This is a genomic window from Nostoc sp., assembly GCF_036917815.1.
Classification (GTDB): domain Bacteria; phylum Cyanobacteriota; class Cyanobacteriia; order Cyanobacteriales; family Nostocaceae; genus Nostoc.
On the sequence record NZ_JBALEK010000006.1, the window covers coordinates 1 to 23427 of the forward strand.

23 protein-coding genes and 1 pseudogene are annotated in these 23427 nt (G+C 41.4%); 16 read left to right on the forward strand and 8 right to left on the reverse strand.

From position 1 onward, the window contains the following. Positions 1-91: 91 nt before the first annotated feature. The 8 genes and pseudogenes from V7K97_RS01505 to V7K97_RS01540 form a co-directional block, all read left to right on the forward strand. Positions 92-352: pseudogene (locus V7K97_RS01505) on the forward strand (CRISPR-associated endoribonuclease Cas6); the annotation flags it as partial. 278 nt (positions 353-630) lie between these two features. Next, positions 631-2277, forward strand: coding sequence for a mechanosensitive ion channel family protein (locus V7K97_RS01510; RefSeq protein WP_334798941.1), 1647 nt, complete (start codon positions 631-633; stop codon positions 2275-2277). Positions 2278-2300: 23 nt separating this feature from the next. Next, positions 2301-2552 carry a hypothetical protein gene (locus tag V7K97_RS01515; protein WP_334798942.1) on the forward strand — a complete coding sequence of 84 codons (252 nt, stop codon included), beginning with the start codon at positions 2301-2303 and terminating at the stop codon, positions 2550-2552. A gap of 281 nt (positions 2553-2833) precedes the next feature. Next, a complete protein-coding gene (locus V7K97_RS01520) occupies positions 2834-3421 on the forward strand; it encodes a LemA family protein (protein ID WP_334798943.1) in 588 nt (195 codons plus the stop codon). 6 nt (positions 3422-3427) lie between these two features. Then, positions 3428-5350 (forward strand): M48 family metallopeptidase, encoded by a 1923-nt coding sequence (locus V7K97_RS01525; RefSeq protein WP_334798944.1) that lies wholly within the window; start codon positions 3428-3430, stop codon positions 5348-5350. 308 nt (positions 5351-5658) lie between these two features. After that, complete coding sequence (locus V7K97_RS01530; protein WP_334798945.1) at positions 5659-6378, forward strand: hypothetical protein; 720 nt, start codon at positions 5659-5661, stop codon at positions 6376-6378. A gap of 244 nt (positions 6379-6622) precedes the next feature. Further along, entirely contained in the window at positions 6623-7390 is a 768-nt protein-coding gene (locus V7K97_RS01535) for a DUF1350 family protein (protein ID WP_334798946.1), read from the forward strand. 345 nt (positions 7391-7735) lie between these two features. Beyond that, the gene (locus V7K97_RS01540) at positions 7736-8890 is read left to right on the forward strand and encodes a PP2C family protein-serine/threonine phosphatase (RefSeq protein ID WP_334798947.1); all 1155 of its coding nucleotides are present in this window, start codon (positions 7736-7738) and stop codon (positions 8888-8890) included. Here the strand turns inward: V7K97_RS01540 and V7K97_RS01545 are convergent. The 4 genes from V7K97_RS01545 to V7K97_RS01560 all read right to left on the reverse strand — a co-directional run bounded on the left by V7K97_RS01545 (position 8873) and on the right by V7K97_RS01560 (position 11758). Next, positions 8873-9199: an STAS domain-containing protein gene (locus V7K97_RS01545; RefSeq protein ID WP_334798948.1), complete on the reverse strand. Its 327-nt coding sequence runs from the start codon at positions 9197-9199 to the stop codon at positions 8873-8875. The two genes, V7K97_RS01540 and V7K97_RS01545, sit on opposite strands and share 18 nt — an antisense overlap. Positions 9200-10056: 857 nt before the next feature. Then, the gene (gene grpE, locus V7K97_RS01550) at positions 10057-10722 is read right to left on the reverse strand and encodes a nucleotide exchange factor GrpE (protein ID WP_334798976.1); all 666 of its coding nucleotides are present in this window, start codon (positions 10720-10722) and stop codon (positions 10057-10059) included. A gap of 190 nt (positions 10723-10912) precedes the next feature. Then, positions 10913-11404: a Dps family protein gene (locus tag V7K97_RS01555; protein WP_334798949.1), complete on the reverse strand. Its 492-nt coding sequence runs from the start codon at positions 11402-11404 to the stop codon at positions 10913-10915. Positions 11405-11494: 90 nt separating this feature from the next. Continuing rightward, entirely contained in the window at positions 11495-11758 is a 264-nt protein-coding gene (locus tag V7K97_RS01560) for a sulfiredoxin (RefSeq protein WP_334798950.1), read from the reverse strand. Between the two features lie 252 nt (positions 11759-12010). On the opposite strand from V7K97_RS01560, the gene V7K97_RS01565 reads away from it, so the two are divergent. Continuing rightward, a complete protein-coding gene (locus tag V7K97_RS01565; protein ID WP_442936900.1) occupies positions 12011-13600 on the forward strand; it encodes a SpoIID/LytB domain-containing protein in 1590 nt (529 codons plus the stop codon). Between the two features lie 267 nt (positions 13601-13867). Here V7K97_RS01565 and V7K97_RS01570 read toward each other — a convergent pair whose 3' ends face one another. After that, the gene (locus V7K97_RS01570; RefSeq protein ID WP_334798952.1) at positions 13868-14167 is read right to left on the reverse strand and encodes a ferredoxin; all 300 of its coding nucleotides are present in this window, start codon (positions 14165-14167) and stop codon (positions 13868-13870) included. A gap of 631 nt (positions 14168-14798) precedes the next feature. Between V7K97_RS01570 and V7K97_RS01575 the strand changes: the two genes are divergently transcribed. The 4 genes from V7K97_RS01575 (at position 14799) to V7K97_RS01590 (ending at position 18365) form a co-directional block, all read left to right on the forward strand. After that, on the forward strand, positions 14799-15803 hold the full coding sequence (locus tag V7K97_RS01575) for a Gfo/Idh/MocA family protein (RefSeq protein WP_334798953.1): 1005 nt from the start codon (positions 14799-14801) through the stop codon (positions 15801-15803). Between the two features lie 10 nt (positions 15804-15813). Continuing rightward, positions 15814-16590: a type I methionyl aminopeptidase gene (map, locus tag V7K97_RS01580; RefSeq protein ID WP_334798954.1), complete on the forward strand. Its 777-nt coding sequence runs from the start codon at positions 15814-15816 to the stop codon at positions 16588-16590. A gap of 33 nt (positions 16591-16623) precedes the next feature. After that, positions 16624-17253: a restriction endonuclease subunit R gene (locus V7K97_RS01585; RefSeq protein ID WP_334798955.1), complete on the forward strand. Its 630-nt coding sequence runs from the start codon at positions 16624-16626 to the stop codon at positions 17251-17253. Positions 17254-17744: 491 nt separating this feature from the next. Beyond that, on the forward strand, positions 17745-18365 hold the full coding sequence (locus V7K97_RS01590) for a Uma2 family endonuclease (protein ID WP_334798956.1): 621 nt from the start codon (positions 17745-17747) through the stop codon (positions 18363-18365). Between the two features lie 735 nt (positions 18366-19100). Here V7K97_RS01590 and V7K97_RS01595 read toward each other — a convergent pair. After that, the gene (locus V7K97_RS01595) at positions 19101-20480 is read right to left on the reverse strand and encodes a pentapeptide repeat-containing protein (RefSeq protein WP_334798957.1); all 1380 of its coding nucleotides are present in this window, start codon (positions 20478-20480) and stop codon (positions 19101-19103) included. Between the two features lie 93 nt (positions 20481-20573). Between V7K97_RS01595 and V7K97_RS01600 the strand changes: the two genes are divergently transcribed. Then, positions 20574-20906, forward strand: coding sequence for a hypothetical protein (locus V7K97_RS01600; protein ID WP_334798958.1), 333 nt, complete (start codon positions 20574-20576; stop codon positions 20904-20906). On the opposite strand, the gene V7K97_RS01605 is transcribed toward V7K97_RS01600, so the two are convergent. Further along, positions 20836-22131 carry an RNA-guided endonuclease InsQ/TnpB family protein gene (locus V7K97_RS01605; RefSeq protein WP_334798977.1) on the reverse strand — a complete coding sequence of 432 codons (1296 nt, stop codon included), beginning with the start codon at positions 22129-22131 and terminating at the stop codon, positions 20836-20838. The two genes, V7K97_RS01600 and V7K97_RS01605, sit on opposite strands and share 71 nt — an antisense overlap. Continuing rightward, positions 22088-22699, reverse strand: coding sequence for an IS607 family transposase (locus tag V7K97_RS01610; RefSeq protein ID WP_334798959.1), 612 nt, complete (start codon positions 22697-22699; stop codon positions 22088-22090). The genes V7K97_RS01605 and V7K97_RS01610 overlap by 44 nt, the downstream gene beginning before the upstream one ends. Before the next feature lie 77 nt (positions 22700-22776). Between V7K97_RS01610 and V7K97_RS01615 the strand changes: the two genes are divergently transcribed. Continuing rightward, the gene (locus V7K97_RS01615) at positions 22777-22902 is read left to right on the forward strand and encodes a hypothetical protein (RefSeq protein WP_334798960.1); all 126 of its coding nucleotides are present in this window, start codon (positions 22777-22779) and stop codon (positions 22900-22902) included. Between the two features lie 249 nt (positions 22903-23151). After that, on the forward strand, positions 23152-23409 hold the full coding sequence (locus V7K97_RS01620) for a helix-turn-helix domain-containing protein (RefSeq protein ID WP_334798961.1): 258 nt from the start codon (positions 23152-23154) through the stop codon (positions 23407-23409). Positions 23410-23427: the final 18 nt, after the last annotated feature.

Below are 23427 nucleotides of genomic sequence, written 5' to 3' on the forward strand. Positions count from 1 at the left end.
ACCAAGCAATGGCGGTTGCTGTCAATTACATTACCGAAGATGATGCCCTCGGTTGGTTCAATCACTGTGGTCTATTTACCTGAAAATTGCTGTAAATCCAGAACTTTCTGCATATCTGCATGATGGGGAGTCGGAAAAACCCTTCAATATTTCGGCGCTGTCAGGTCAACTCCTCGCCAGTGGTAGACAACTGCAACTAGAAGCCCAACAAATTTATCGCTGGTATGTCAATGCTTTGTCTCCAATAGTGGTGCAGTTTCTTAAACAATGGTTAGCTCAACTACCCCAAATCCTGGACTTAAGAGATGCTCCCCTGCAAATAAAACAGGTGAGTATCGCCCATTCACCTACTATACAGAGAATATAATTCACACGAAAAGTTAACGCGATCGCCTCAAATTTAGAACACAAAATCTTACTACCTTGACAATTCGTGATTATATGAAATAATTGTAATCTCTTTATATGATACTCTCAAGAGATTTTGACAATATAATATAGCGTTTCCTAATCATATTAGGTGCATCAGAGCCACCTGAACCCTTGCGGTTTGGGGGTTGCATTGCTGTACCTCACAAGGGCAGAGAAACGCTATACAACCATTAAATTACTTCAGCTTTATGCTCACAAATGAATATATTAATTATTTTGGCTGAATCTGCATTAAAAGCTAGCATCGTACCACCACCTCCGACTTTCCCAACAGGCGCACAAATTAGTTCTTTCTTGTATACCTTCGGCGCATCTATAGTTGTTGTCTTCATCCTCTATATATTACTGTTCCATTTACTGCGATCGTTTCTTCGCCGCACAGAAAAAGATACAGCCCTGTTCATCCTTGGGATCTTACAAATCCCTGCGATCGCAATTTTTATCCTTGCCAGTTTAAAACTCTCTCTGACTCAATTAGGATCAGGGGGAATTATTAATTTGATTGATCGAGGACTGACGGCTTGCCTAATTCTTGGTTTCACTTACGGCACAACTTTGTTATTTACCGAAGCAGCAGTCTACTACTTAAAAGACTACGCCCGGAAAACTGAGGCTGTTTGGGATGACGTATTAATTCCACTCCTACAAAATTTTATTCCAGTCATCACTTACCTAATTGGAATATCTCTATTTTTCAGCACCATTGGCGTTGATTTAACAGGAATAGGGCTAGCAATAGGTAGTATTACTGTAGTGTTAGGATTGGCAGTAAAAGATATTTTAAGTGATTTTTTCAGTGGGTTGGTTTTGTTAGTTGATACACCCTTTAGATTTGGAGATGTCATCTCCATGCCAGATGGTTCAATTGCAATTATCAAACACATTGGCATTCGAGTCACAAAACTATACCTGATTAATGAGCATTGCGAGGTGTATACACCAAACACGACTTTGGGAGGTCAAAATATAGTCAATCTCAGTCGTCCGACAACTCACTATGCTTATACAATTAAAGTGTCAGTTAGAGTTGATGCTGATGCAGTGGTAGCAACAAACATTTTGCAACAAATTATTGTCGGGCATCCAGATACATTGGGTGAGCTTGATGAAAAACTTCAACATTTGGACAGTTTTGCAGCATTGAGAGAAGCCCAGGGCGATAAACTGTCAAAAAAAGAAGCTGGACGGCTACGTTTATTAATTGAAAAAGATGTGAACAGCTATCTGCAAAAAATTGAACAAGCATTTGAAGATTTTATTAAAGAAATTAAGAAGCTAGAAAAGGGTGGATTGAATTCAGAGGAGTTGAAAATTATACAGAAAAACTATCTAGAAATCTTGAACATTGTCGGGCTAGTAGTGATCGCAGAACGTCAGGGAAAACGCCTGCGATCGCACCTAGAAGAAGAACCGACTGATAAAGCAACTCTGATTAGCTTGATTCGCCAATGGTATAAAACTTGGTTAAAAGATCCTGATTTAGTAATTGAAGACCAACATCTTTTACCAGATGAATGGGAGCATAAAATTGAACTTATGACAATTAAACTGAATAAATTATTTCAGAAAATCTCAAATCCCGGAGTAGATGAAACTAGATTAGATGATTACTCCTTAAAATTTGTCGAATGGCTGCATGATAGTTTTAAAGAGTCCAATGCAGCCTGGAAAGAACCACAAGTTCAGCTAACTGATATCCAAGGCTCTTCTATGCAATTTTCTGTGAGGTTTTATGTTGATAATATTCAATTAGAACACTGGCGGCGTGGAAACCGCGTCCAAAATGAGATACGTCGAGAAATGGTGCGGCGGTTAAGACAAGCTTATATCTACACACTAGGATGATGAATTTCAGGTATCTAAATAGCATGACAGACATAACGGATTTATCAAAAATAATTGCCAGCAAAGGCGACAATCCACGAATTTTATCACCTGAAAATTTACAGTCAAAAGAAGATGCAGAACTTGAGCGAAAACTGCGAGAACTCAAGTTTAAACAAGAACTAAGAAAAGATTGGATTTTATTTATTGTCAGGGATGTAGTAATTTTTCCTGCCGCCATACTTTTTATTTTTGCTATGAGTGGTTATTCCCTATTTACTCAGATTCACAGGTAACTTATAATCCAATACGCTTGGGTTAGCGCCAAAAACCTTAAACTGTGTAGTTCCACTACTAGGTGTTGAGGGTGGGCACTTTTACGACATCCTTAAAAAATCTTACAACTTATGTAGCTCCGTGCAATTGCGTAACTAATTTTACAGACGACGAAGCCAACTTGCTGAAAGTAGACTCATCTTTATATCCACATAAGTTTTTAAGTTTTGCTGGATATCAGGATTGCCGTAATTGGTAAATCTGCAAAAAAGTAAGTACCTGATGGAAATAATCTAAAAATATGGGGCTTTTAATATTTTCTGTTGCTTTAGTTGCCATTGTTGCTCTAATTATCATTAATGGCTACAACGATTTAGTCAAGTATCGCAACCGTTACAAAAATGCTTACTCTCAAATCGATGTGCAATTACAGCGCCGCTATGATTTAATTCCCAACTTGGTGGAAACTGCCAAAGGGTACATGAAACATGAGCGTGAAACCTTAGAAGCAGTTATAGCGGCTCGGAATTCTGCAATTAATGCTAGCAGTCGTGCCGCGCAAAATCCCGGCGATCCTCAAGCGATGCAACAGTTGGGCAATGCTGAAGGGGCGCTGACGGGTGCGTTAAGTCGGTTGATGGTACTTTCAGAATCTTATCCAGAATTGAAAGCCGATCGCGCCATGAGTCAGGTGATGGAAGAATTATCTTCCACTGAAAACCGGATTGCTTTTGCACGTCAGGCTTTTAATGATGCGGTGACACTTTACAACACCAAGAGTGAATCCTTCCCCAGCAACCTTGTGGCAAATACTTTTAACTTTACTGTTGCAGAATTGCTCCCCGAAGCTGCTCCAGAAATAAAAAATGCCCCACGCGTGTCTTTTTAGGTGTCTATGAATTTCTTTGAACATCAGGATCGGGCACGCCAAAATACGCAACAATTAATTGGGTTATTTTCCCTGTCGATCGCAGTCATGATTATGGCGATTTATATTGCCAGTTTATTTCTGTTTCGCATGGCTCCTAGAATTTGGTGGCATCCAGGCTTATTTTTCTACGTCGCTGGGATGACAATAATTGCGATCGCGGTGGGAAGTCTGTATAAAATTGCTTGTCTTAGGGAGGGCGGGAGCGTAATTGCTCAGGGGTTAGGGGGAAGACTCCTGCTACCAGAAACGGCCGATGAACAAGGGCAACAACTATTAAATATAGTCGAGGAAATGGCGATCGCTTCTGGTATTTCCGTCCCACAAGTTTATCTCCTTGACAGAGAAATCAGCATTAATGCCTTTGCTGCCGGATTTACGCCCAATGATGCTGTAATTGGAGTTACCCGTGGAACTTTGCAACATCTAAATCGGGATGAGCTGCAAGGAGTCATCGGCCACGAATTCAGTCATATTCTTAATGGAGATATGCGGCTAAATTTGCGTTTGGTGGGACTACTCCACGGGATTTTGTTCATTTATTTAACCGGGGAATTGCTGTGGCGCATTCGTGGTACTTTCCGCGAAAACAAGGGTTTGCCCCTGTGGGCTTTTGGTTTAGCACTGATGGCAATTGGCGGTATCGGATTATTTTGCGGACGTCTAATTAAAGCCGCAGTCTCTCGCCAACGGGAATTTCTCGCCGATGCTTCGGCTGTACAGTTCACTCGCAACCCCAATGGACTTACGGGAGTCTTCCAAAAACTCCAACAAATGGATTCTCGCTTGATTTCACCCGGAGCAGAAGCCGCTAGCCACATGTTTTTTGGCAATGCCCTCAACCCTTCTTTCTGGGACAATATGTTTTCTACCCACCCACCCTTAGCAGAACGTATCCGCCGCGTTGGGGGTTTGAGCGCTCAAAATTTAGCAGCAATGCCATCTCGCAATCAAGTACGTTCACCCTCCCATGAATCCCTAACAATGGGCTTTGCTGGTGGTGACAGCGCCATGCCAGAACAGGTAATCAACCAAGTTGGCAGCGTGACACCAGAGCATTTTGCCCATGCTCAAGCCCTGTTATCGCAGTTACCAGAATCCCTGCGTTTGGGTGCGCGGGAACAGCAAAGTGCAATGGCGATCGCTTTGGCGCTAGCCTTAGATACAGAAAATCTCCAAATCCAAGAACGTCAAATTGCTTGGTTACGCGACGTGCAGCCTGCTGATTTGGTAGAAAAAACCCTAGAATTTAGTAGCGAAATTAGCCAGTTAGATCCCAAAATTCGCTTGCCACTTGTGGATTTGGCAGTACCTATATTACGCCAAAATTCTGCCAAAGAATGCCAAAGGCTGTGCAAATGCGTCCACGGTTTAGTTAAAGCTACCGGAAGTTTATCGCTATGGCATTTTGTGTTGCAATTAATACTGTGGCATCGTCTCCAACCTAGTATAAATCCCACATCTGTGACAACGGTAGAATTCACCTCCATCGAAGAGATTTGGCCAGATAGTCTATTAGTACTGTCCGTAATTGCCCGCTTCGGATACTCTCAACCCGATGCATCCACCGAAGACATCGCCTATGCTTTTCGTTGTGGAGTTTTTCGACTTCCCAAAGCCGGAGAGCAAGAAAAACCAGAAACACCACTAAGTTGTAATTTCACTGAACTGAAGAAAAGTATTGAGCGTCTGCGCCTTGCCACTCCCAAACTCAAACAGGCTATTGTTGATGCTTGCGCCCACACGGTACTATTAGATAACAAAGTTACTCCATCAGAAGCAGATTTACTCAGAGCGATCGCTATGACGTTAGATTGTCCCATCCCGCCATTTTTAAATCCTCAGCGTGGCGTTTCAAAACAGAAACAATCTTCTCAAAACCGAAGCTAATATAACTAATGGGATGCAATCCAAACAATAACTTAATCAATCATATATAGCATGTGAGAATTGCAAACCGCAGACAGATCCCCGACTTCTTTAATAAGTCGGGGATCTTATCTTGTTTCTCACGAGTCTTTCAGAATTGCTATAGTATAAATAGTTATCTTGGCAAAATAGTATCATATTGTACAAAAAAGATTTACATTGCCTAGAAGTATTAACTTGCCTGAAAAAGTTTAGACAAAATGCCAGCATTCCAGAAATTTGATTGCTATATTAGATTAAATAACTATTCTGGCAAGGGTTGAAAAGCTGTGCGGGATGATTTACAGGGCTTGGAAATTAGTCAGGATGAACTGCAAAAGCTGACTAATTTACCTGTCAATGAGGAACTTATAATCATTACAAATCCTTTGAAGAGATTAGCAAAGACATATATCCAAAAACTTAAAAGCTCTGAAGGAGCAACTGTAGTTTTCATTGGATTTTCTACATTTGTTTTTGTCTATATTTTATTTGATATACTTATTAAAATCTTTGCTACTTGGATAACAATCCCATCTTGGATATTGTTAATAATTTTAGGTCTTTGGGTTGGTGGGTTTACGCAAACTAGCTTGTATCTAATCTGGAAAAGTAGAAGCAAAATTGTCAAAAATAATATGACAAGTTCTCTACGAATCCTGTTAAATGAGGTTAATAGATATAATACTGTTATTAGAGTAATAGATATCAATGACCAAATCGAAGAAGCTGGTAATCCAGAAGTAGTTATAGAAGAAAGAGATGGTGTGATCGAAGCGCTTAAACTCACCAAAGCTGATTTAGTTCGCGCTTTGAAGACAGAAAAAATTTTGAGAGAGAATAAGAGCTTTATCCTGAGTAATACAGAACTATTCGTCAACAATTTAGCCACTTTAACAGCCATGCAAGTAACTGAACAGGCTACTGAGCATGGAAGGTTACTCAATGAAGCATTACAGATTGCATTAGATGTACAACACGAAATGAAAAGATTACAAACTCAGCGTTAAAGTAATTCGTAATTAAGTTTTGTAATGGGGGATTTAGAAAGCACCCCTAAATTTACTCAGAACTCAGCACTAAGTAAGAGTTGGAGAAAGGGTAGATGTTCCTCATAAGTCCATAGACGGTGTTGGCTGGGTTGGCTTCTAACCTACTCGGTAGATATTCTCAATGGCTTTTCCGATAATCCTTCCCACGGTTGCGATCCCCGGTCTAACATAAAGAATATTCGTCAAGCGATCGCTTATCCACATGGACTGGAAAGAAATTAGAGGTAACTGGGTAATCATTCCCCGAAATCCCATAGGTATCGTTCATTTTTTAGGAGGTGCATTTGTCGCCACTGCACCACACATTACTTATCGCTGGTTCCTGGAACAACTGGCAAGTAAAGGTTATGTTGTAATTGCCACGCCTTTCGTCAATACACTCGATCATACTGCGATCGCCAAATCCGTGCTGTTAAACTTTGACCGCACCCTTGAACGCTTACATGATTCTGGGGCATTACGCAAGCTTTACTTCCCCATCTACGGCGTTGGACACAGTATGGGCTGTAAACTTCACTTGCTGATTGGTAGCCTTTTTCAAGTAGAACGCGCAGGCAATATTTTAATATCCTTCAACAACTACGCCGCTAAAGAAGCTATCCCCCTAGTAGAACAGTTCAATTCTACTTTTTCGATTGAGTTTACCCCGTCACCGTTGGAAACTAACAAGCTTGTCCAAGAGCGTTACAATATCCGGCGCAATTTATTAATAAAATTTAGTAATGACACCATTGATCAATCGGCAGCTTTAACCAAAATCTTACAAGAACGTTTTGATCAGATGGTGACAGCACAAACGTTACCAGGAAATCATACAACACCTCTAGGTCAAGATATTAAATGGCAAACTGGAACATCTTTCACCCCCTTTGACGCTTTAGGGCAATGGTTCAAACAAGAAGCATACCGCGACTTGAACCAACTAAAAAGCAACATCCTTTTGTGGCTAAATCCTTTGGCAGCACCATAATATTTTATTGTTTATTAAACAGTCATCAATTCGATGGGTAAATAGAAATGAGTTATGGCGCTTCTGGGTTGAGTCTAATAGAGACCTAACCCGAACCCCTTGGATAATTAGTTATGATTCCCACAGTTATTGCACCCCACCCCCAGCCCCTAAGAGCCGGCGGGGAGGGGAGACAAAGCACAGCTTTGGCGGGGTGGGGTTCTTCGGGTTTAGTAAGTATTCAAGCGAACGTAATATCAGACATCGCTATATCTCTGGATGATACTACTAACTAATTAGCTCAGAGCATATTTTTATGATCTATTTTGACAGCAGATTATTAATGAGTCTTTCCTACAACTTTATATGTTTCAAATACTAGTAATTGATGACGACTATTCAATAAAAATACTCCTGAAAAGGATGTTGGAAAAACAGGGTTATGAGGTAGTTACTGCCAGTAGCGGCGAGGAAGGAATAGAAAAGGCGCTGGCTTACCGTCCAGCATTAATTATTTGTGATTGGATCATGCCAGGTTTGACTGGACTGGAAGTTTGCCACCGCATTAAGGAAGATCCCAAATTTTCTACTACATTCTTTATTTTATTAACATCCTTAGATTCTGTTGCCGATTGCGTCAAAGGTTTAGATGCTGGTGCTGATGATTTTATCTCCAAACCTATTGAACACAATGAATTACAAGCAAGGGTAAGAGCGGGATTACGCCTACATCAATTGAGTAGAGATTTACAGGCTCAAAAGTTGCTTTTAGAATCAGAAATGTCAGAAGCAGCAGAATATGTGCGATCGCTCCTGCCTTTTTCCATGACCGAACCCTTCAATATAAATTTTCGATTCATTCCCTCCCGACAACTCGGTGGTGACTGTTTCGATTACTATTGGCTCGATGAGGATTATCTGGCAATTTACTTACTCGATACTGCCGGACATGGACTCAAAGCTACTCTTCCCTCTGTTTCAGTGCTAAATCTGCTGCGTTCCCGTGCGCTCAAAGGTCTGAATTACTATCAACCTAGTGATGTATTGAAGGCTTTGAATGATACCTTCCAGATGAATTATCAAAATGACAAATATTTTACGATTTGGTACGGCGTTTACAACCGAATCAACCGACAGTTAATTTATGCTAGTGCAGGTCATCCACCAGCAGTTTTAGTAACCGGCACATCTCCAAGGAAGTCTGAAGTTAAACTTTTGAAAACCCCCGGTATGCCAGTTGGGATGTTTCCAGAGGCCAAATATGTTGATGGGTTTTGCAGTATTGAAAAATTCAGTACCCTTTACATCTTTAGTGATGGTGCTTATGAAATCACTAAATCAGATGGCACACTTTGGAGTTTAGATGCTTTTATTCAGTTACTAGTTAGCCTACAACATCCTGTTGATTGCCAACTCGATCGAGTACTGAGTTATTTAATTGCCCAGAACTCCAAAGATGCTTTTGATGATGATTTATCTATTTTGCAAATTAAGTTTGATGAATTAAGTCTGGGAGACTAAAACCTGATTAAATGCGTCTTGGCTGGGGAATATTTCAAATACTTTATCCATATTAGTCAGTTCAAATAATATCCTGACTTGCTCATTAATTGAGCAGATAACAAGCTTAGTATCTGCTGCACGTAAGGTTTTAAAAGCTAAGACTAAAGCTCCCAAACCGGAACTATCCATAAACGTTACATCTTTAAAATCAACTAACACAATTTTCGCACCAATTTCTAAAATATCAGTGATGTTTTGTCGAAACTCTTGTGAAGTTGTGGCATTTAAATTACCACTGAGCTTAATAACTTTTACTTGTTCTCTCATAATTATGTCAGACTGATTTGTGTAAATGATGCTGTGATTTCGCTATTATATACCCATGCTATAGGATTTAAAAATGCTTGCAAACTAAAATTCAAGATTGAATATTTAGCAATTATTGATCATTATTCCGCTCATAAAGATGAATTATCAATATCCTAATAGTAACTTTTTGGCTTACAAAAAAACATTCTTCTAATAAATATTGTTTTACTATTATTAACAAACCAATTGTAAATAAACAAGGTACATCTCATTGATATAGGTATATACTGATTGAAGTTATTGCTTTTCAGATTATTTGCAAAATATGTTTGCAAAACTAAGATTCTCCAATACACCTTATAATCATAGCCGTCATTGAAATAATTCAAAATTCAACGTGTCGCAGCGATCGCACAGCTAAAATGAGTCTAGCAGAGGAATACCACTGCCTAAGGACTGATTTGTGGGTATAAATTATTCTCTAACTTGTAGCAGGTCTACATCACCCACCAAATTTTCCCAGTCCCCAGCCCCCAAAAATACGATGAAAATTACTCAACTATCGGAGTTTAATATCAGAATCATTAGTATATATAATCATTTATTTATTAATGAGTACCTATGATAATAACTAGGATCTACGTTTATTTATGTTCAATTACTGACATTATTCAAGTAATTTACCTCTGGACTACCGCTCTAGAGCCAAAAATTTAGCTTTCAACAGCGCCAAGCAAGCTAGAACCTACACCAACGCTCTAACAGAAGTTCTCTGAGTCCATCGCCCCTGCTATTTGTAGTATTCCCAATATTTGTCATTTTTTAACAAACAATACAAAAAGTAAAGAGTTATGAATTTTTAACTCCTCACTCACTCAAACAGGACTCACTTTAGCTCTGTAAAGCAGCTTCTCACCTTGAAGGTAGCCAGTGTAGCGAATCTTGACTTTTTCCCCAGGTTGTGCAGTTCCATCCATCAATTGGTGCAGTTGCGGATTATAAGGTAATTCTGCTCCCACGGGTGCGATCGCTTCCACTCCCCACGCCTGTAAAAGCTTTTCCAGGGGTTTCTGCACCAACGGGACTATTTTGATTGCTGCTAGCTGTGGATTCTCCTGCGCTTTTTGTGCTGCTGTTGGCCATTGCAATAATAAAGACTCCAGCAGTTGCAAGGTTGACTGCTGGAATTCTTGTAGTAATATCTCTCGCTGCTGTTCTAATTGAAGTTGCGATCGCTGGTACTCTGTTCTTAAATCGGCAATTTCTTCTAATAATTCCTGAGTCGGTGCTGTTTTCTCTTGTAACAACTCTACAGTTGAAAAGGTTGCAACTAATTCACTCAATGACATCTGTAGCACTGGCGACAGTTTGAGCAGCACATCTACCCGCATCTGCTCTAGCTTTCCTTGGCGTAACCGCAAAAGTTGACGCTCTGAGACACCAGCCGCGCGACTCAGCGCTTTAAAACTAGAAATACCCAAAAGTTCCATTAAATCTTGCAACTTTTGGGTATTGGGCATTGGGTATTGGGTATTGGGCATCGCTTCGGCTCCGCTCAGGGCAAGTGGGTATTGGGTATGGGGCATCCCTTCTCTACGAGACGCTACGCGTAGCTTGCTTCCACGAAGTGGTACGGCTCCGCTCAGGGCAAGTGGGCATTGGGCATTGGATTGGTGATTAAGTTTTTTCTCTATTCCCTATTCCCCATTCCCCATTCCCCATTCCCCATTCCTATTCTTCCAGTAAACTTCTCAACATCCAAGCTGTTTTTTCGTGTACTTGCATCCGTTGAGTCAATAAATCGGCGGTAGGTTCATCGTTAACTTCCTCTAACACAGGAAAAATAGATCGTGCAGTTCTGACTACGGCTTCTTGTCCTTCCACTAGTAAGCTAATCATCTCCACAGCTTTAGGAACTCCGGGAGTTTCTGGAATCGAACTCAGTTTGGCATATTCGCTGTAGGTTCCTGGTGCCGGATAGCCAAGCGCTCTAATTCTCTCCGCGATTAAATCAACTGCTAAGGCTAATTCTGTATACTGGGTCTCAAACATCAAATGCAACGTTTGGAACATCGGACCTGTTACATTCCAATGGAAGTTATGAGTTTTCAGATACAGTGTATAAGTGTCAGCCAACAGACGAGATAAACCCTCGGCGATTTTAGCCCTACTCGCCTCGTCAATGCCGATATTTACATTTTTGACTGTTACTTTTGATGACATAATTTTTTCCTAATTAGGTTATATGTAATTGTGCATTGGGCATTGGAAAGAAAATTAAGTCCCCATTCCCCATTCCCTATGTCCCATTCTCTATGCCAAGTGCATCTTCAAAACGCTACGGGGTGCTTTACGAACTCTGGCTAAAACGGTTTCTTTGCCTAAACGCTGGCAAGCTTCATACCGATGGCAACCAGAAAAGCCATAATATTGTCCATCTACTTCTAGGACATCAATAGGTTCTTGCTGCCCAATCTCCGCAATCGATTCCATTAAGGTTTGCACTTTATTTGGATCGGTTGCACGGGGCAATGGCCGTTTTATCTGATTTAATGGAATTTCTTGGACTCTAACCATAAAGAGTTTATCCAACTAGTTCTGTTTTATGTCTCTAAATAAATCATAGTCATTATGACTTTGTTTTGCAACTAGTTTGGGGCAAAATTTGGTAATGGTATCATTGGAGCATTCATGGGACAAAAAAACCGCGCTACAAAGCAATTGGAAAATCAGCTCCAACGACGCATTAAGGGAAGAGGCTCCGCCAATGGGAACGATTACTCGCTACCACTTCTCTACGAGACGCTGCGCGAACGCTATCAGATAGTCATGAAATTTTCGTTTTGGCGTTTTTCCCATACTGTGCTGACAACGTTTTGTCTATTGGGACTGACTGCTGCATCAGGGCCTGAGAGCAACATCCAGGATATGGAACTGAAAATTGGGATTGTGCAGCGATTTGGATCACAACCCACAGCCAAGCTGCAACTGGAACCCATAAAAGGCGATCGCTTAAAGCTAAAATTTCAAGTGGGCAACAAGCAGCAAATCCTGTTTACCAATAACCCTGTAAAGCTGGAAACAGTCATGCAAGCTTTACCCCAATCAAAAGTCGAAGAAGTGGTAGTTTTAGGCACATACCGCACTTTTGAAAATGCCGAAGACAGTGCCAAAAAATGGCGTTCTCAGGGAATGGAAGTGGAAATAGCCCAGCCAGAACGCTGGCAGGTTTGGGCAAAACGAGATGTTTACAGCACTCCTTTATTACGACGCTTGCTATTGCAGAACATCCAAGCTTCTACTCAAGAAGAAGTATATCTTGATACTAAAATTTTAAAACAAGTGCCGCGAGTCAGTTGGATGGTGGATGGTAACAGTTATAGCTCGAATGATTTAGAAATTAGCACTGATAAAAACTTGATTCGGGTAAATAAAAGCGACAAACAAGAGAATACTCGTCTTTATGCTGGCCGAATCAATTTGCAACCAAATGCTTACGGCACATACACTCTAGTTAACCAAGTACCCTTAGAAACTTATTTACGTGGGGTTGTGCCTTACGAAATAGGCACTGATGCACCAACAGCAGCACTGGAAGCCCAGGCGATTCTCGCCCGAACTTATGCCTTGAGAAATTTAAGCAGGTTTGCCGCAGATAACTATCAGTTGTGTGCTGATACTCACTGCCAAGTTTATTATGGGCTGAATGGAGCGGCTGCCAAGACAGACCGAGCGATCGCCTCAACCAGGGGTAAAGTGCTAACTTATAAAAATGAACTAGTAGATGCTCTCTATTCTTCTACCACTGGTGGCGTTACTGCTTCCTTCAGCGATGTCTGGAATGGCGACGATCGTCCCTACCTGCGCCCTGTACTGGATGCTCCGACTAATTTTTGGGACTTGTCTAAGCAGAGTTTAGCAGATGAAAAGAACTTCCAAAAATTTATTAATACACAACAAGGATTTAATGAAAGCAAGTGGGATATGTTTCGTTGGCATAAGGAAACCCCTTTAAAGGATATTATCAAGGACTTGCAGAAATTTTTGCAAGTGAAAAACAGTCCCGATGCCAAATTTAAGACAATTCAGGCGATGGCAATAGTGAAGCGAAGTCAGAGTGGACGCATCCTGGAACTTGCGGTTAAAACCGATCGCAGCACCTTTATTCTGCACAAAGACGAAGTTCGCAGTGCTTTTGCTGCTCCCACAAGTACGCTTTTTTACATAGAACCCCTGAACAAAGGCCAAGGGCAACTCTGGGGGTACGCTTTTATTGGTGGTGGATTAGGACATGGAGTGGGCTTGAGTCAAACTGGCGCTCAAAATTTAGCTAAACTAGGTTGGTCAAGTCCAAAAATTCTCCAATTTTACTATCCTGGCACTCAGATTCAAGTTCTCAGCAAAGAGATTAAGCTGTGAACTAGCCAATATTTAAAAAATTAACCAGGAACACGGTAGATATTGTGTTCCTGCCCATTACAAAATTAAGCTTTTTGCTAAAGTAGCTTTCAGAGGCATATACGGCATTAGGAAAGTGTTGACCCTAGAAGCAGCTAGGGTCAACGAAAGGTTTAGCCTTGGTTTTCGGCATTAACTTGAGTATACCAGATGTAAAAAACACAATACATCGGAAAAACTTACTGAAATTGCCGAACTTTGACTAACTTCCATAAGGTCTATGACTACTTAGTAAAGATCTTCTTCTTTGTGAGTTTCGATTGTTACGTCAGAGGTTGGGTAAGCGACACAAGTCAGCACATATCCCTTTTCTATTTGTTCATCATCTAAGAATGACTGGTCACTCTGATCGACAGTACCACTGGTGATTTTACCAGCACAAGTTGAGCAAGCACCAGCGCGGCAAGAGTAGGGCAGGTCAAGTCCCTCATCTTCAGCAGCATCTAGAATATAAACATCATCAGCAACATCAATAGTTTTGTTCAGTCCTTCTTCTTGGTTGATTAATGTCACTTTATAAGTTGGCATTGAATAATCCTCTCTTTTGCAAACGGCAGTATAAGTTATCTTAAGGCAAAGGGTGCGGCTGTTCTGTGGGATTAGCCGTTGGTTTAAATTTGCTTCAATTCTGATACTACGAGAAAAATTAAACGATGTAACTGGAAATTGAACCCGATTAGTAATGAAATTTAGTTGCTTAATCCTGATAAGTTTTATTTATATTATTTCCTTCCCTAGTGAGGTTGTAATTAGAAAAAATTATATTATGGAGAAGAAAACATCAGTGAGATTAATGCCACCTATATTTTGTAGGACTTACGCAGAAGAGATCCCCCAAATACCTTAAAAAGTAGGTCTGTTTCATCCCCTAAAAGGCGCTGATTAGGAAAAAATCAGGTGATTCAAAAATCTGATTAGACAATGAGCATAGCGATCGCGCAGTCTCTTGTAGAGCAATACCCTTGGGTTAGTGATATTTCGCCACGGAAGATCCCCTCAACTCCGCTTTTGAGCATAAGTACTTTTGCCTAGCTTCAAATAAAGTCTCATACGTCCTTGAGGCGGTAGGACGAATGTTGTAGAGTCTAGACTGGTGAAATGAAGAGAGAATCTCACCACTAAAAGCGTGGGAGGATCAAAAACAGAATTAGTGAGAATCATGTATAATTCAGAAGCAGCTTTGGAAAAAGCAAGAGTGCGTGTAGGTTTGGTAGGTACTGGGTATGCAGCAAAGTTTCGGGCTGAGGCATTGCTCCATGATGAGCGATCGCATTTAGTCGCAGTTGTTGGTCACACAAGAGAAAAAACAGAAACCTTTGCTAGAGAGTACCAGATTGAAGCGTTGAGTTCTTGGCAAGAGCTAGTAAAGCGTGAAGATATAGACCTAGTGGTGATCTCCACTATTAATCGAGATCATGGGGCGATCGCTCGTGCAGCACTTACCAACGGCAAACATGTGATTGTAGAGTATCCTCTTTCATTGGATGTAATCGAAGCTGAGGAACTAATTGCCTTAGCCAAAGCACAACAAAAACTTCTGCACGTTGAACACCTGGAACTTTTGGGTGGTTTGCATCAAGCCTTGAAGCAAAACTTAGCCAAAATTGGTGAAGTTTTTTATGTTCGCTACAGCACCATCAATTCCCTGAATCCTCCACCCCGCAAATGGACTTATAACCACGAGTTGTTCGGTTTTCCCTTAATGGGGGCGTTGTCTCGCCTACATCGTCTCACAGATTTATTTGGTAAAGTATTTACAGTTAACTGTCACCAGCGATATTGGGAAATAGAACCGGAATATTACCAAACCTGTTTCTGCACTAGTCAAGTGTGCTTTACCAGTGGACTTTTAGCCCAAGTAGTCTATGGCAAAGGTGAAACTCTTTGGCAATCAGAACGCAAGTTTGAAGTTCACGGTGAAAAAGGTGGTTTAATTTTTGATGGTGACACCGGAATTTTCATTCAGCCGGGGGAAACAACACCTATAGAGGTTGGCCCTCGCCGGGGTTTGTTTGCCAAAGATACGAGTATGGTGTTAGAGCATCTTTTTGATGGCACTCCTTTGTACGTTACCCCAGAGGAGAGCTTATATAGCCTAAAGGTTGCTGATGCTGCACAAAGAGCCGCAGAGACAGGGTTAACTATGTTTATGAAAGATACTTAGATAAAAGTTAATGAAAACTGAACTAATTGTTATTTTATCCCAACGAGAATTAGACAAAATGCGCCAAGCTGGACGTTTAGCTGCTAAACTTCTCCAGCATCTCGAACCCTTCGTGAAGCCAGGGGTTAGCACTCTTGAACTAAATGATGAAGCCGAACGTTGGACACAAGCGCATGGAGCAAAAAGCGCACCTCTTGGTTATAAGGGTTATCCTAAATCGATTTGCACCAGTGTAAATGAGGTAATTTGTCACGGCATTCCCAACGCCAAGCAAATACTCAAGGAAGGTGACATCATTAATATCGATGTAACGCCGATTGTTGAGGGTTATCACGGCGATACATCCAAGACATTCTTTGTCGGTACTCCTTCCCCAAAAACGAGAAAGCTGGTAGAAGTGACAGAGGAGTGTTTGCGCCTGGGTATTGGTGAAGTTAAACCTGGGGGACGTATTGGCGACATTGGGGCAGCCATTCAAGAGTATGCTGAAGCACAAGGCTTTTCTGTGGTGCGAGATTTCGTTGGACACGGCATCAGTAACATTTTCCATACTGCGCCGGATGTGCCCCATTATGGCACTCGCGGTAAGGGCAAGCGCCTCAGACCGGGGATGGTTTTTACTATTGAGCCAATGATTAATGAGGGTACTTACGAAGTCGAGGTTCTGGGGGATAAATGGACTGCTGTCACGCGCGATCGCAAACTTTCTGCTCAATGTGAGCATACCTTAGCTGTAACTGAGGATGGCGTTGAAATTCTCACCCTACCTGAAGGTGAGATTTACTAAGCTGGTAGATTTTTTTACTACTTGATTAACATAATGGTTCAAACTCTTGCTGCGGAAAACGTCACACTTGAGCAACTAATATTGCTCTATGGATTAGAGTTAGTTGATTCGGAAGAATTCTTTCGAGAGTGGCAAGATGACCTACCAGAACTGACAAGCTTAGAAAAGCAGCTATTGGATCAAATAAAGGCAGGTTACATAAATTTACGAAACTATCCGCCTTTATTAGAAAATACAGTTAACACGATTGTTTTATCACCACTGCTATTCATTGGCAAGTTTTACCTACCTCCCTTTCACCTCAAATTAGAGAAATCTATCGAGATTGAAACACAAGACAAGCAAACTATCATCAAAGGACGAATTGACTTCTTACTTCTAAATCAAAAATTCTGGGTAACAGTTATTGAGTCTAAACAGGTTGCTTATTCGGTAGAAGCAGGACTTGACCAAATTCTGGCATATATGCTGGCTGCTCCCCAGTCAGAAGATGTAGTATTTGGCATGATTACTTCTGGTGGAAGTTTTATGTTCATTAAACTGCTCAAAGGTTATCCTCCTCGCTATGCCACTTCGGATATTTTTGATGTCCGTAACCGTGGCAATGAGTTATATAATGTACTCCAAATTTTGAAGCGTATTAGTCAATTGACTTTTGCCTAATTAAAGCTAGTCTCACCGAACAAGGCAAAAGTAAAAAGTAAAAAGGCACTCATAAAGAAAAAGAAAAATGGTTTGAGAGCAACTAAATTTATGTATGGAATGAAATAAAAACATTTATTTCGATAGCGTAGCGTTAGCGAGTCATCGAGCGTCGTGGCGCAGCGCGTTCGCATGATTGCGTCTCGTAGAGAGAAATAAGGTGTCATTATTAAATCCGCTCAATTTATTTATGGGGATTATCTTTTTACTTTTTACTTTTTACTTCTTAAATATTGCACCTAGTCCTGGCGATTAGAAATCGCGGCTATACAAACGAAGTCCACCTCCGTGGACTAAGATAAAATCAAAGGTTTTTAACCCACGGAGGCGGTCACTGAGCTTGTCGAAGTGTGGGTTTTGTCTCGTGTAGCTGCTATTTCTAATCGCCTCGTGCAAGATATAAGTAGTTAGAATAATTAAGAGCAGTTCTGAACCTGGAAAGACAAATATCTATGGTTTCAGCCACTATTAATATAGGTAATTTTAGCTCTGAGGCATTCGTTGCTGGCTATCTAGATGATGTCCGCTACGAGTTAATCGACGGAGAACTAATCGACTTGGAACCGACTGGACTTCACGAACAGGTAGCTGGGTTAATTAATCGTAAGCTCAACGTAGCAATTGATCTGCTGAACTTGCCTTGGTTTATTCCCATGAAATGCCTGATTAAACCATTAGGTCAAAATTCAGCTTTTAGACCCGATGTTGTGATTCTTGATCAGACGGCTTTGGCGAATGAGCCATTATGGAAAACTGAGCCAGTGATTACACTAGGCAATTCTGTGAAATTGGTCGTAGAGGTCGTCAGTACGAATTGGCAGAATGACTATGCCCGAAAGGTGGAAGACTACGAAGCTTTAGGTATTGCAGAATATTGGATCGCAGATTATCTTGGCCTAGGAGGCAAACGCTACATTGGCTCATCCAAACAACCGGTGATTACAATTTATCAGTTAGTCGATGGAACTTATCAAGAACAACAGTTTAGGGGAACAGAACGCCTGATTTCCCAAACATTTCCAGATGTGAATTTGACCGCGCAACAGATATTTGTCGCGGGTCGCTATAGTTAGCGATTGGGCACATCTGGCACTCTCTGGAGAGAAGTATGTGAACTGCTTAATAATTGGTTAGTGGCGGTTATATTGGAAAAGTGCAAAAACGATATAAAATGACTCTTGGCACTATTTTGATGTCAACAATTATCGATATAGCGCTTCTCACGCTTAGTGCAATACAGACCTAACCCCCAACCCCTTCCCTATTAGCGTTGGGGGGTAAGATTTAAAGCCTCTCTCCTTTAAGGAGAGAGGAATGGAAGTGAGGTCAAACTGTGTTGCATCCAAGCAAGAACCGCTATAAATCCAGTGCTTCTCAAATATTCAGAGTTAATAGCAAAGACCTGCTCCAATGTGTGTGGTTGTGTTATCTCTTGCCACTCGTTATTCATCTTATTTTCTCAGCGTTGCTGAATGAAAGTGTGACAAGACTACTGTAGCCTTTTAGGAGAGAGGAATGGAAGTGATATCAAAGTGTATTGCTTCTATTCGAGAACCGCTATAAAAGCAAATTCTTATGAGTGGGGTTCTTATTTTTGATTTATACAAAAAGTAAACAGAAGTACACTGACTTTTCACGTTATGTGGAAAAGCCACTAAACACCTAACCCCCTAACCCCCAACTCGTCGCGGGAAGGGGGAAAATTCAAAGTCTCTCTCCTAAGAGGAGAGAGATTTAGAGAGAGGTTTTCCAAATACCGTGAAAAGTCAGATTAGTTAAAGGTAATCTCAAATCCAAAATTGGTATAATCATCTTCCCAAATTATTGGGAATACCTTCGCAACCACCAGGAATAGTACCTCTAGTTTTTTCGCCACCCCAAGTGCAACAGTAGCAACGCGCAGACTCAGACATCCGTTGCACATTCGTAAAATCGGCATTTTCCACCACCGTGCCAGTGTGTTCGCCGGTTTCATAATCTGGTGGTTCGGTGCGACTGCGGGGTGATGCTTTGTCCACGACACCGTAGAATAGACGAATTCCGTTGATGTCAGCACCACTGAGATTAGTATTGTATAAAATTGTCCGGGAGAGGTTGGCTTTTACTAAGTCACAACCGGCTAGATTAGCCCGGACAAGATTAGCTTCACTCAGATCAGTCCAACGCAAATCGGTATTAGAAAGGTCTGCTGCGGCTAACATTACGCCTAAGTCGATGACACGCACACCTTCCAGGCGGTCTTCTGCATATCCGCCAGTACCGTCGAGAATGGGACGACCTAATAGGCGATCGCGTTGTAGGGGTGAAAGCAACTTGGAACGTGACAAAAAGCGGAGAATTTTCGCTTTCCCACTACCATCGACACTACTCAAAATTGCCGCCGTGCGTCCTTCCGCGATCGCTCTTTCTTGGGGCCAATCTTCTAATAATCCTTCCTCATCTAATACCAAGTCGGAAACACCCTGGAAATAGGAATCAATGGTCTGTTGCTGGGTGATAATATTTTGCTGAACTGTTAGCAGGTTTTGCTGAATTGTCAAGTCTTTGGAAATTACATATTGTCGCCACGCTACATAAACGGCAATGATGGCGATCAGAATTTGCCCCAACGCGCCAAACCAATCTGCTAGGGTTCCAGCAATATCCCAGTCAATCTGGTGTCCTAAAACAAGTAAGCGATCGCCTACACCTGTGAATCTGATCAAGCCGATGATGGCTACTAGTAGTCCCAAAAAGGCCACAAACAGGGTACGTTCTTGGGGTGAAAACCACTCGTCTAAAACTTCTTGAAACCAAGGTAATAATATCGCTAGGGATAACACCAAAGTCATCAGCGTTCCAATAATGCCGACGATCCAGTTATTGAGGATAATTCCAATGAAGGTGATGGCGATCGCTATTAAAGTAATTAGCAATGCCCTTGGCTTAACAGTGAATTGCTTGGTAGTAGGTTGGTTGAGATCAGAACGGGCTTGTTGGAGAGCAGTTGTATATTGCGGAGATTTTAGAGATGCGTAGACGTTTAGCGGCTTGTCGTTAGACATCGCTGCTAGGGCTTGTTGTGTCGCTAGTGCTTGTGAACTGAGGTTCTTCTCAGTTGCACTACCGTCAAAGTCATCTGGCTGCAAGTCGTTTTCGGGGATTGGTTCTGGGGTTGGTAGATTAGAGGAATCGGATTCAATCGTCATGTTTTCTATTTTGCCCCCTCAATCCAGGTTATGCAGCGTTCCTACCGCAGTAAATTCTTAAAAAACAGGCTGAAGATTATCCTGTTTGTCCTTATGGCAACTACCACAATTGCCCTGACAGTCATCGTCAGACCTGTTACTCACCTGACTTTAACAGCATGGAGCGATGGCGATGACCGTCAACCCCTGCCTACCGGCACTGTTGATGATGCCAGTAACCTGAACCAGACAAAAGTGACAATTAAACAGGTTAAGAGTCAGCCTGGAGTTGCTGAGGTGATACTACAGTCTGTACTTAGAGATGCCTTAAGTCAAGGAAAGAAAGTAGCGTGTATGTTAACGGCATCTGATACTTTTAACCAAGACATTCTGCGACATTTGAGATATCGTGAACATCCAGTACAACATCACCGACTGACTCAGTGAAGGTGGTATCCCACATTGCCTTGAGGAAAATCCCCACGGCTCCATTAAAATCTCGTGGTATTTCATAACCACAACTAGGGCAAACAAAGTTCTTAGAACTACCAAGTTTTCTATGAACGTGACCGCATTTAGTACAGGTCTTTGATGTATATTCTTCAGTTATCCTCACCAATTTGGAACCGTAGCGGTTACACAAATGTTCAAGGGTTTGAGAGAACTGATAGAACGCCCAAGTCATCATTGCTCTCGCCGTCTGATTTTTTAACTTCCGTTTCTTTTTAACAACCCCAAAGGGGTTCGGCGGTCGCTGATGGGGGAAACCCCCAAGACCGCGCCGCCTCACCATCTGGGAAGTTTCAAAGGTGGGAAGTACAATCACATCGTAGTTTTTAGCTAGATATGACCCGACTTGTTTATGGCACTCAGAACGGAGGTTCTTAATTCTAGTTCGTAGCTCTTCCATGCTTTGCCTTAACTTGTACCTAAGACGCTTAAACTTATGTCCAACGCTCAGGTCATGTCTTGATTTTAGCTGATCAAGATGTGAGCAAAGTTTAGCTATTTTATTGAAATCTCCGTTACCAAATTCCAAGAAATCGCTACCATCAAAACCAGTCATAAAAGTTCTCACACCGGGGTCAAGTGCGATTACTTTGTTTGTCACAATTACCGTTTGCTCCAATTCTACGGGGAAGTGAGCGAACCAGCGACATGCGTTATAGGTCAGTTCTGAAGACCCGTCAGTTAGAATACAAAAGTCTTGTCCTCTAAATTCAGGTTGTGGTAGATGTTTAGTAGTTGATACCATCCATCTACCATTTTTATAGGCTGACGGGTCAAACTGAATGGTTAATTTTTGGTCACGGATACTGCGGAACTTAGCAATTTTTAACCCGGCTTGAGGATGTGGTTTTTTGTCTTTCCCAATACCGCTCATTTGAGGATTCCTAGCCGTTTCCGACCATGCTTTATATGCTTCCATTGAAGCGTTATCTAGTATTTTGGAAACGTTTAAATCCAAACACCATTGGGGTATTAAACCAGAGCCTTTAAGCATGGTTCTAAATCCCATCTTTCCACCTTTCTTGCCGACCTTACTAAAACCTTGATTTTCGTTGAGATAGGCGATGGAAATGTTGTAAACCTTGCGAACAGCACTTACCCATTTCTTCCAAATAAATTCAAGTTCCTTTACTGGATATACTCGGTAACTCGCTGTCTTCAGTGACTTGTTTTTTGTACTTTCTAAGTCCGTACAATCGGCAACTGAAGACGTGGATAATGGCAAGGATATCTTCGACCATCTCCCGTTCTGGGCTGAGGTTCGTTTGGTTGAGAACCAATATCTCAGTCTGCTGCCTAGCACAGAGCCATGAGATAAGATCGAACCCAAAGCGACAAAGCCGATCTTTGTGGGCAATGACAACAAGTTTACAAGTGTTTGTGAGAACTCTGTCCAGTAAGGTTTGAAGACCTTTTCGTTTGAAGTTGAGTCCACTTCCGATGTCGGTGATGATTTCTGCTTGTGGGTACAAAGACTGAAGAAACTCAATCTGTTGCTCAAGGTCGTTTTTCTGACCGCGACTTGAAACTCTGGCATATAAAAGTGTGGCTCGTTCATCTGCGGGATTGCCGCGTCGAACAGGGATAACTGAATCGAGGTTGTATCTTCGTTGCCCTCCTTGGGTAAAGATGCCTTCGATTTTCCCGTCTTGAAGCCACCTTTCGAGTGTTTTGGTGCTGACTCCCAATCTGGTAGCAGCGACTCTTGGAGGTACATAGTTTACTGTCATGGACTAAGTTTGTTACTTGTCCCATCATACTAGGAGATGTCCGGGTATGTCTATTATGTCCAGGTAAATTACGTCCTATGATTCGCTCCCTTGATATGCTCCACTTCAACCGGATGCAATTCAACCCAGCAACTAAAATCCTGACAGTGCAATCAGGAGCTAAACGGGATTTTCCAGAATTATTTTCACCTGAAATACAGTAGTTAAAGGCGAATATATCTGAAGAAGACACTGTTTGTCAGTAACTAAAGCTTGTTGAAAATAGAAAAAATCTTTCCAACACAATCGTCGAAAAATTACACCACAATAGTCATTGCGTTAATTACATAGAGACTTGTTGATAATCTTTCAAAAAATATCTAGTATATTACCGGGTTACAATTCAGCCTAACCAGCAGTAGCATGTAACAAAATATATATAACTCGCTATATTAAATAGTGTTTTAAGTTACATGATTTTTAAAAACCCTTTAGTAGTAATCCAACAACCAGAAGTTGGTAAGCTGATTCTTAAACTTCGCACGATCACTGGCTTGACACAGGAAGAGTTTGCAACATCTTTAGGTGTTACGTATTCCACGGTTAATCGTTGGGAAAATGGACACGCCAAGCCATCGCGTCTCGCCATGTACAGAATTGAAGAGATGTTAGAGGAGATAGGTGAACAGGGGCAAGAGTTATTAGCAAAATATTTACCAAATAACTTTTAAAGTAAAAAGATTCTCCTA

Bases quoted from the DNA above. Each gene is read 5' to 3' on its own strand.
- V7K97_RS01510 (WP_334798941.1), top strand. From the start codon at position 631: ATGAATATATTAATTATTTTGGCTGAATCTGCATTAAAAGCTAGCATC.
- V7K97_RS01515 (WP_334798942.1), top strand. From the start codon at position 2,301: ATGACAGACATAACGGATTTATCAAAAATAATTGCCAGCAAAGGCGAC.
- V7K97_RS01520 (WP_334798943.1), top strand. From the start codon at position 2,834: ATGGGGCTTTTAATATTTTCTGTTGCTTTAGTTGCCATTGTTGCTCTA.
- V7K97_RS01525 (WP_334798944.1), top strand. From the start codon at position 3,428: ATGAATTTCTTTGAACATCAGGATCGGGCACGCCAAAATACGCAACAA.
- V7K97_RS01535 (WP_334798946.1), top strand. From the start codon at position 6,623: ATGGACTGGAAAGAAATTAGAGGTAACTGGGTAATCATTCCCCGAAAT.
- V7K97_RS01540 (WP_334798947.1), top strand. From the start codon at position 7,736: ATGTTTCAAATACTAGTAATTGATGACGACTATTCAATAAAAATACTC.
- V7K97_RS01545 (WP_334798948.1), bottom strand. From the start codon at position 9,199: ATGAGAGAACAAGTAAAAGTTATTAAGCTCAGTGGTAATTTAAATGCC.
- grpE (WP_334798976.1), bottom strand. From the start codon at position 10,722: ATGCCCAATACCCAATACCCAATGCCCAATACCCAAAAGTTGCAAGAT.
- V7K97_RS01555 (WP_334798949.1), bottom strand. From the start codon at position 11,404: ATGTCATCAAAAGTAACAGTCAAAAATGTAAATATCGGCATTGACGAG.
- V7K97_RS01560 (WP_334798950.1), bottom strand. From the start codon at position 11,758: ATGGTTAGAGTCCAAGAAATTCCATTAAATCAGATAAAACGGCCATTG.
- V7K97_RS01565 (WP_442936900.1), top strand. From the start codon at position 12,011: ATGAAATTTTCGTTTTGGCGTTTTTCCCATACTGTGCTGACAACGTTT.
- V7K97_RS01570 (WP_334798952.1), bottom strand. From the start codon at position 14,167: ATGCCAACTTATAAAGTGACATTAATCAACCAAGAAGAAGGACTGAAC.
- V7K97_RS01575 (WP_334798953.1), top strand. From the start codon at position 14,799: ATGTATAATTCAGAAGCAGCTTTGGAAAAAGCAAGAGTGCGTGTAGGT.
- map (WP_334798954.1), top strand. From the start codon at position 15,814: ATGAAAACTGAACTAATTGTTATTTTATCCCAACGAGAATTAGACAAA.
- V7K97_RS01585 (WP_334798955.1), top strand. From the start codon at position 16,624: ATGGTTCAAACTCTTGCTGCGGAAAACGTCACACTTGAGCAACTAATA.
- V7K97_RS01590 (WP_334798956.1), top strand. From the start codon at position 17,745: ATGGTTTCAGCCACTATTAATATAGGTAATTTTAGCTCTGAGGCATTC.
- V7K97_RS01595 (WP_334798957.1), bottom strand. From the start codon at position 20,480: ATGACGATTGAATCCGATTCCTCTAATCTACCAACCCCAGAACCAATC.
- V7K97_RS01600 (WP_334798958.1), top strand. From the start codon at position 20,574: ATGGCAACTACCACAATTGCCCTGACAGTCATCGTCAGACCTGTTACT.
- V7K97_RS01610 (WP_334798959.1), bottom strand. From the start codon at position 22,699: ATGACAGTAAACTATGTACCTCCAAGAGTCGCTGCTACCAGATTGGGA.
- V7K97_RS01615 (WP_334798960.1), top strand. From the start codon at position 22,777: ATGATTCGCTCCCTTGATATGCTCCACTTCAACCGGATGCAATTCAAC.
- V7K97_RS01620 (WP_334798961.1), top strand. From the start codon at position 23,152: ATGATTTTTAAAAACCCTTTAGTAGTAATCCAACAACCAGAAGTTGGT.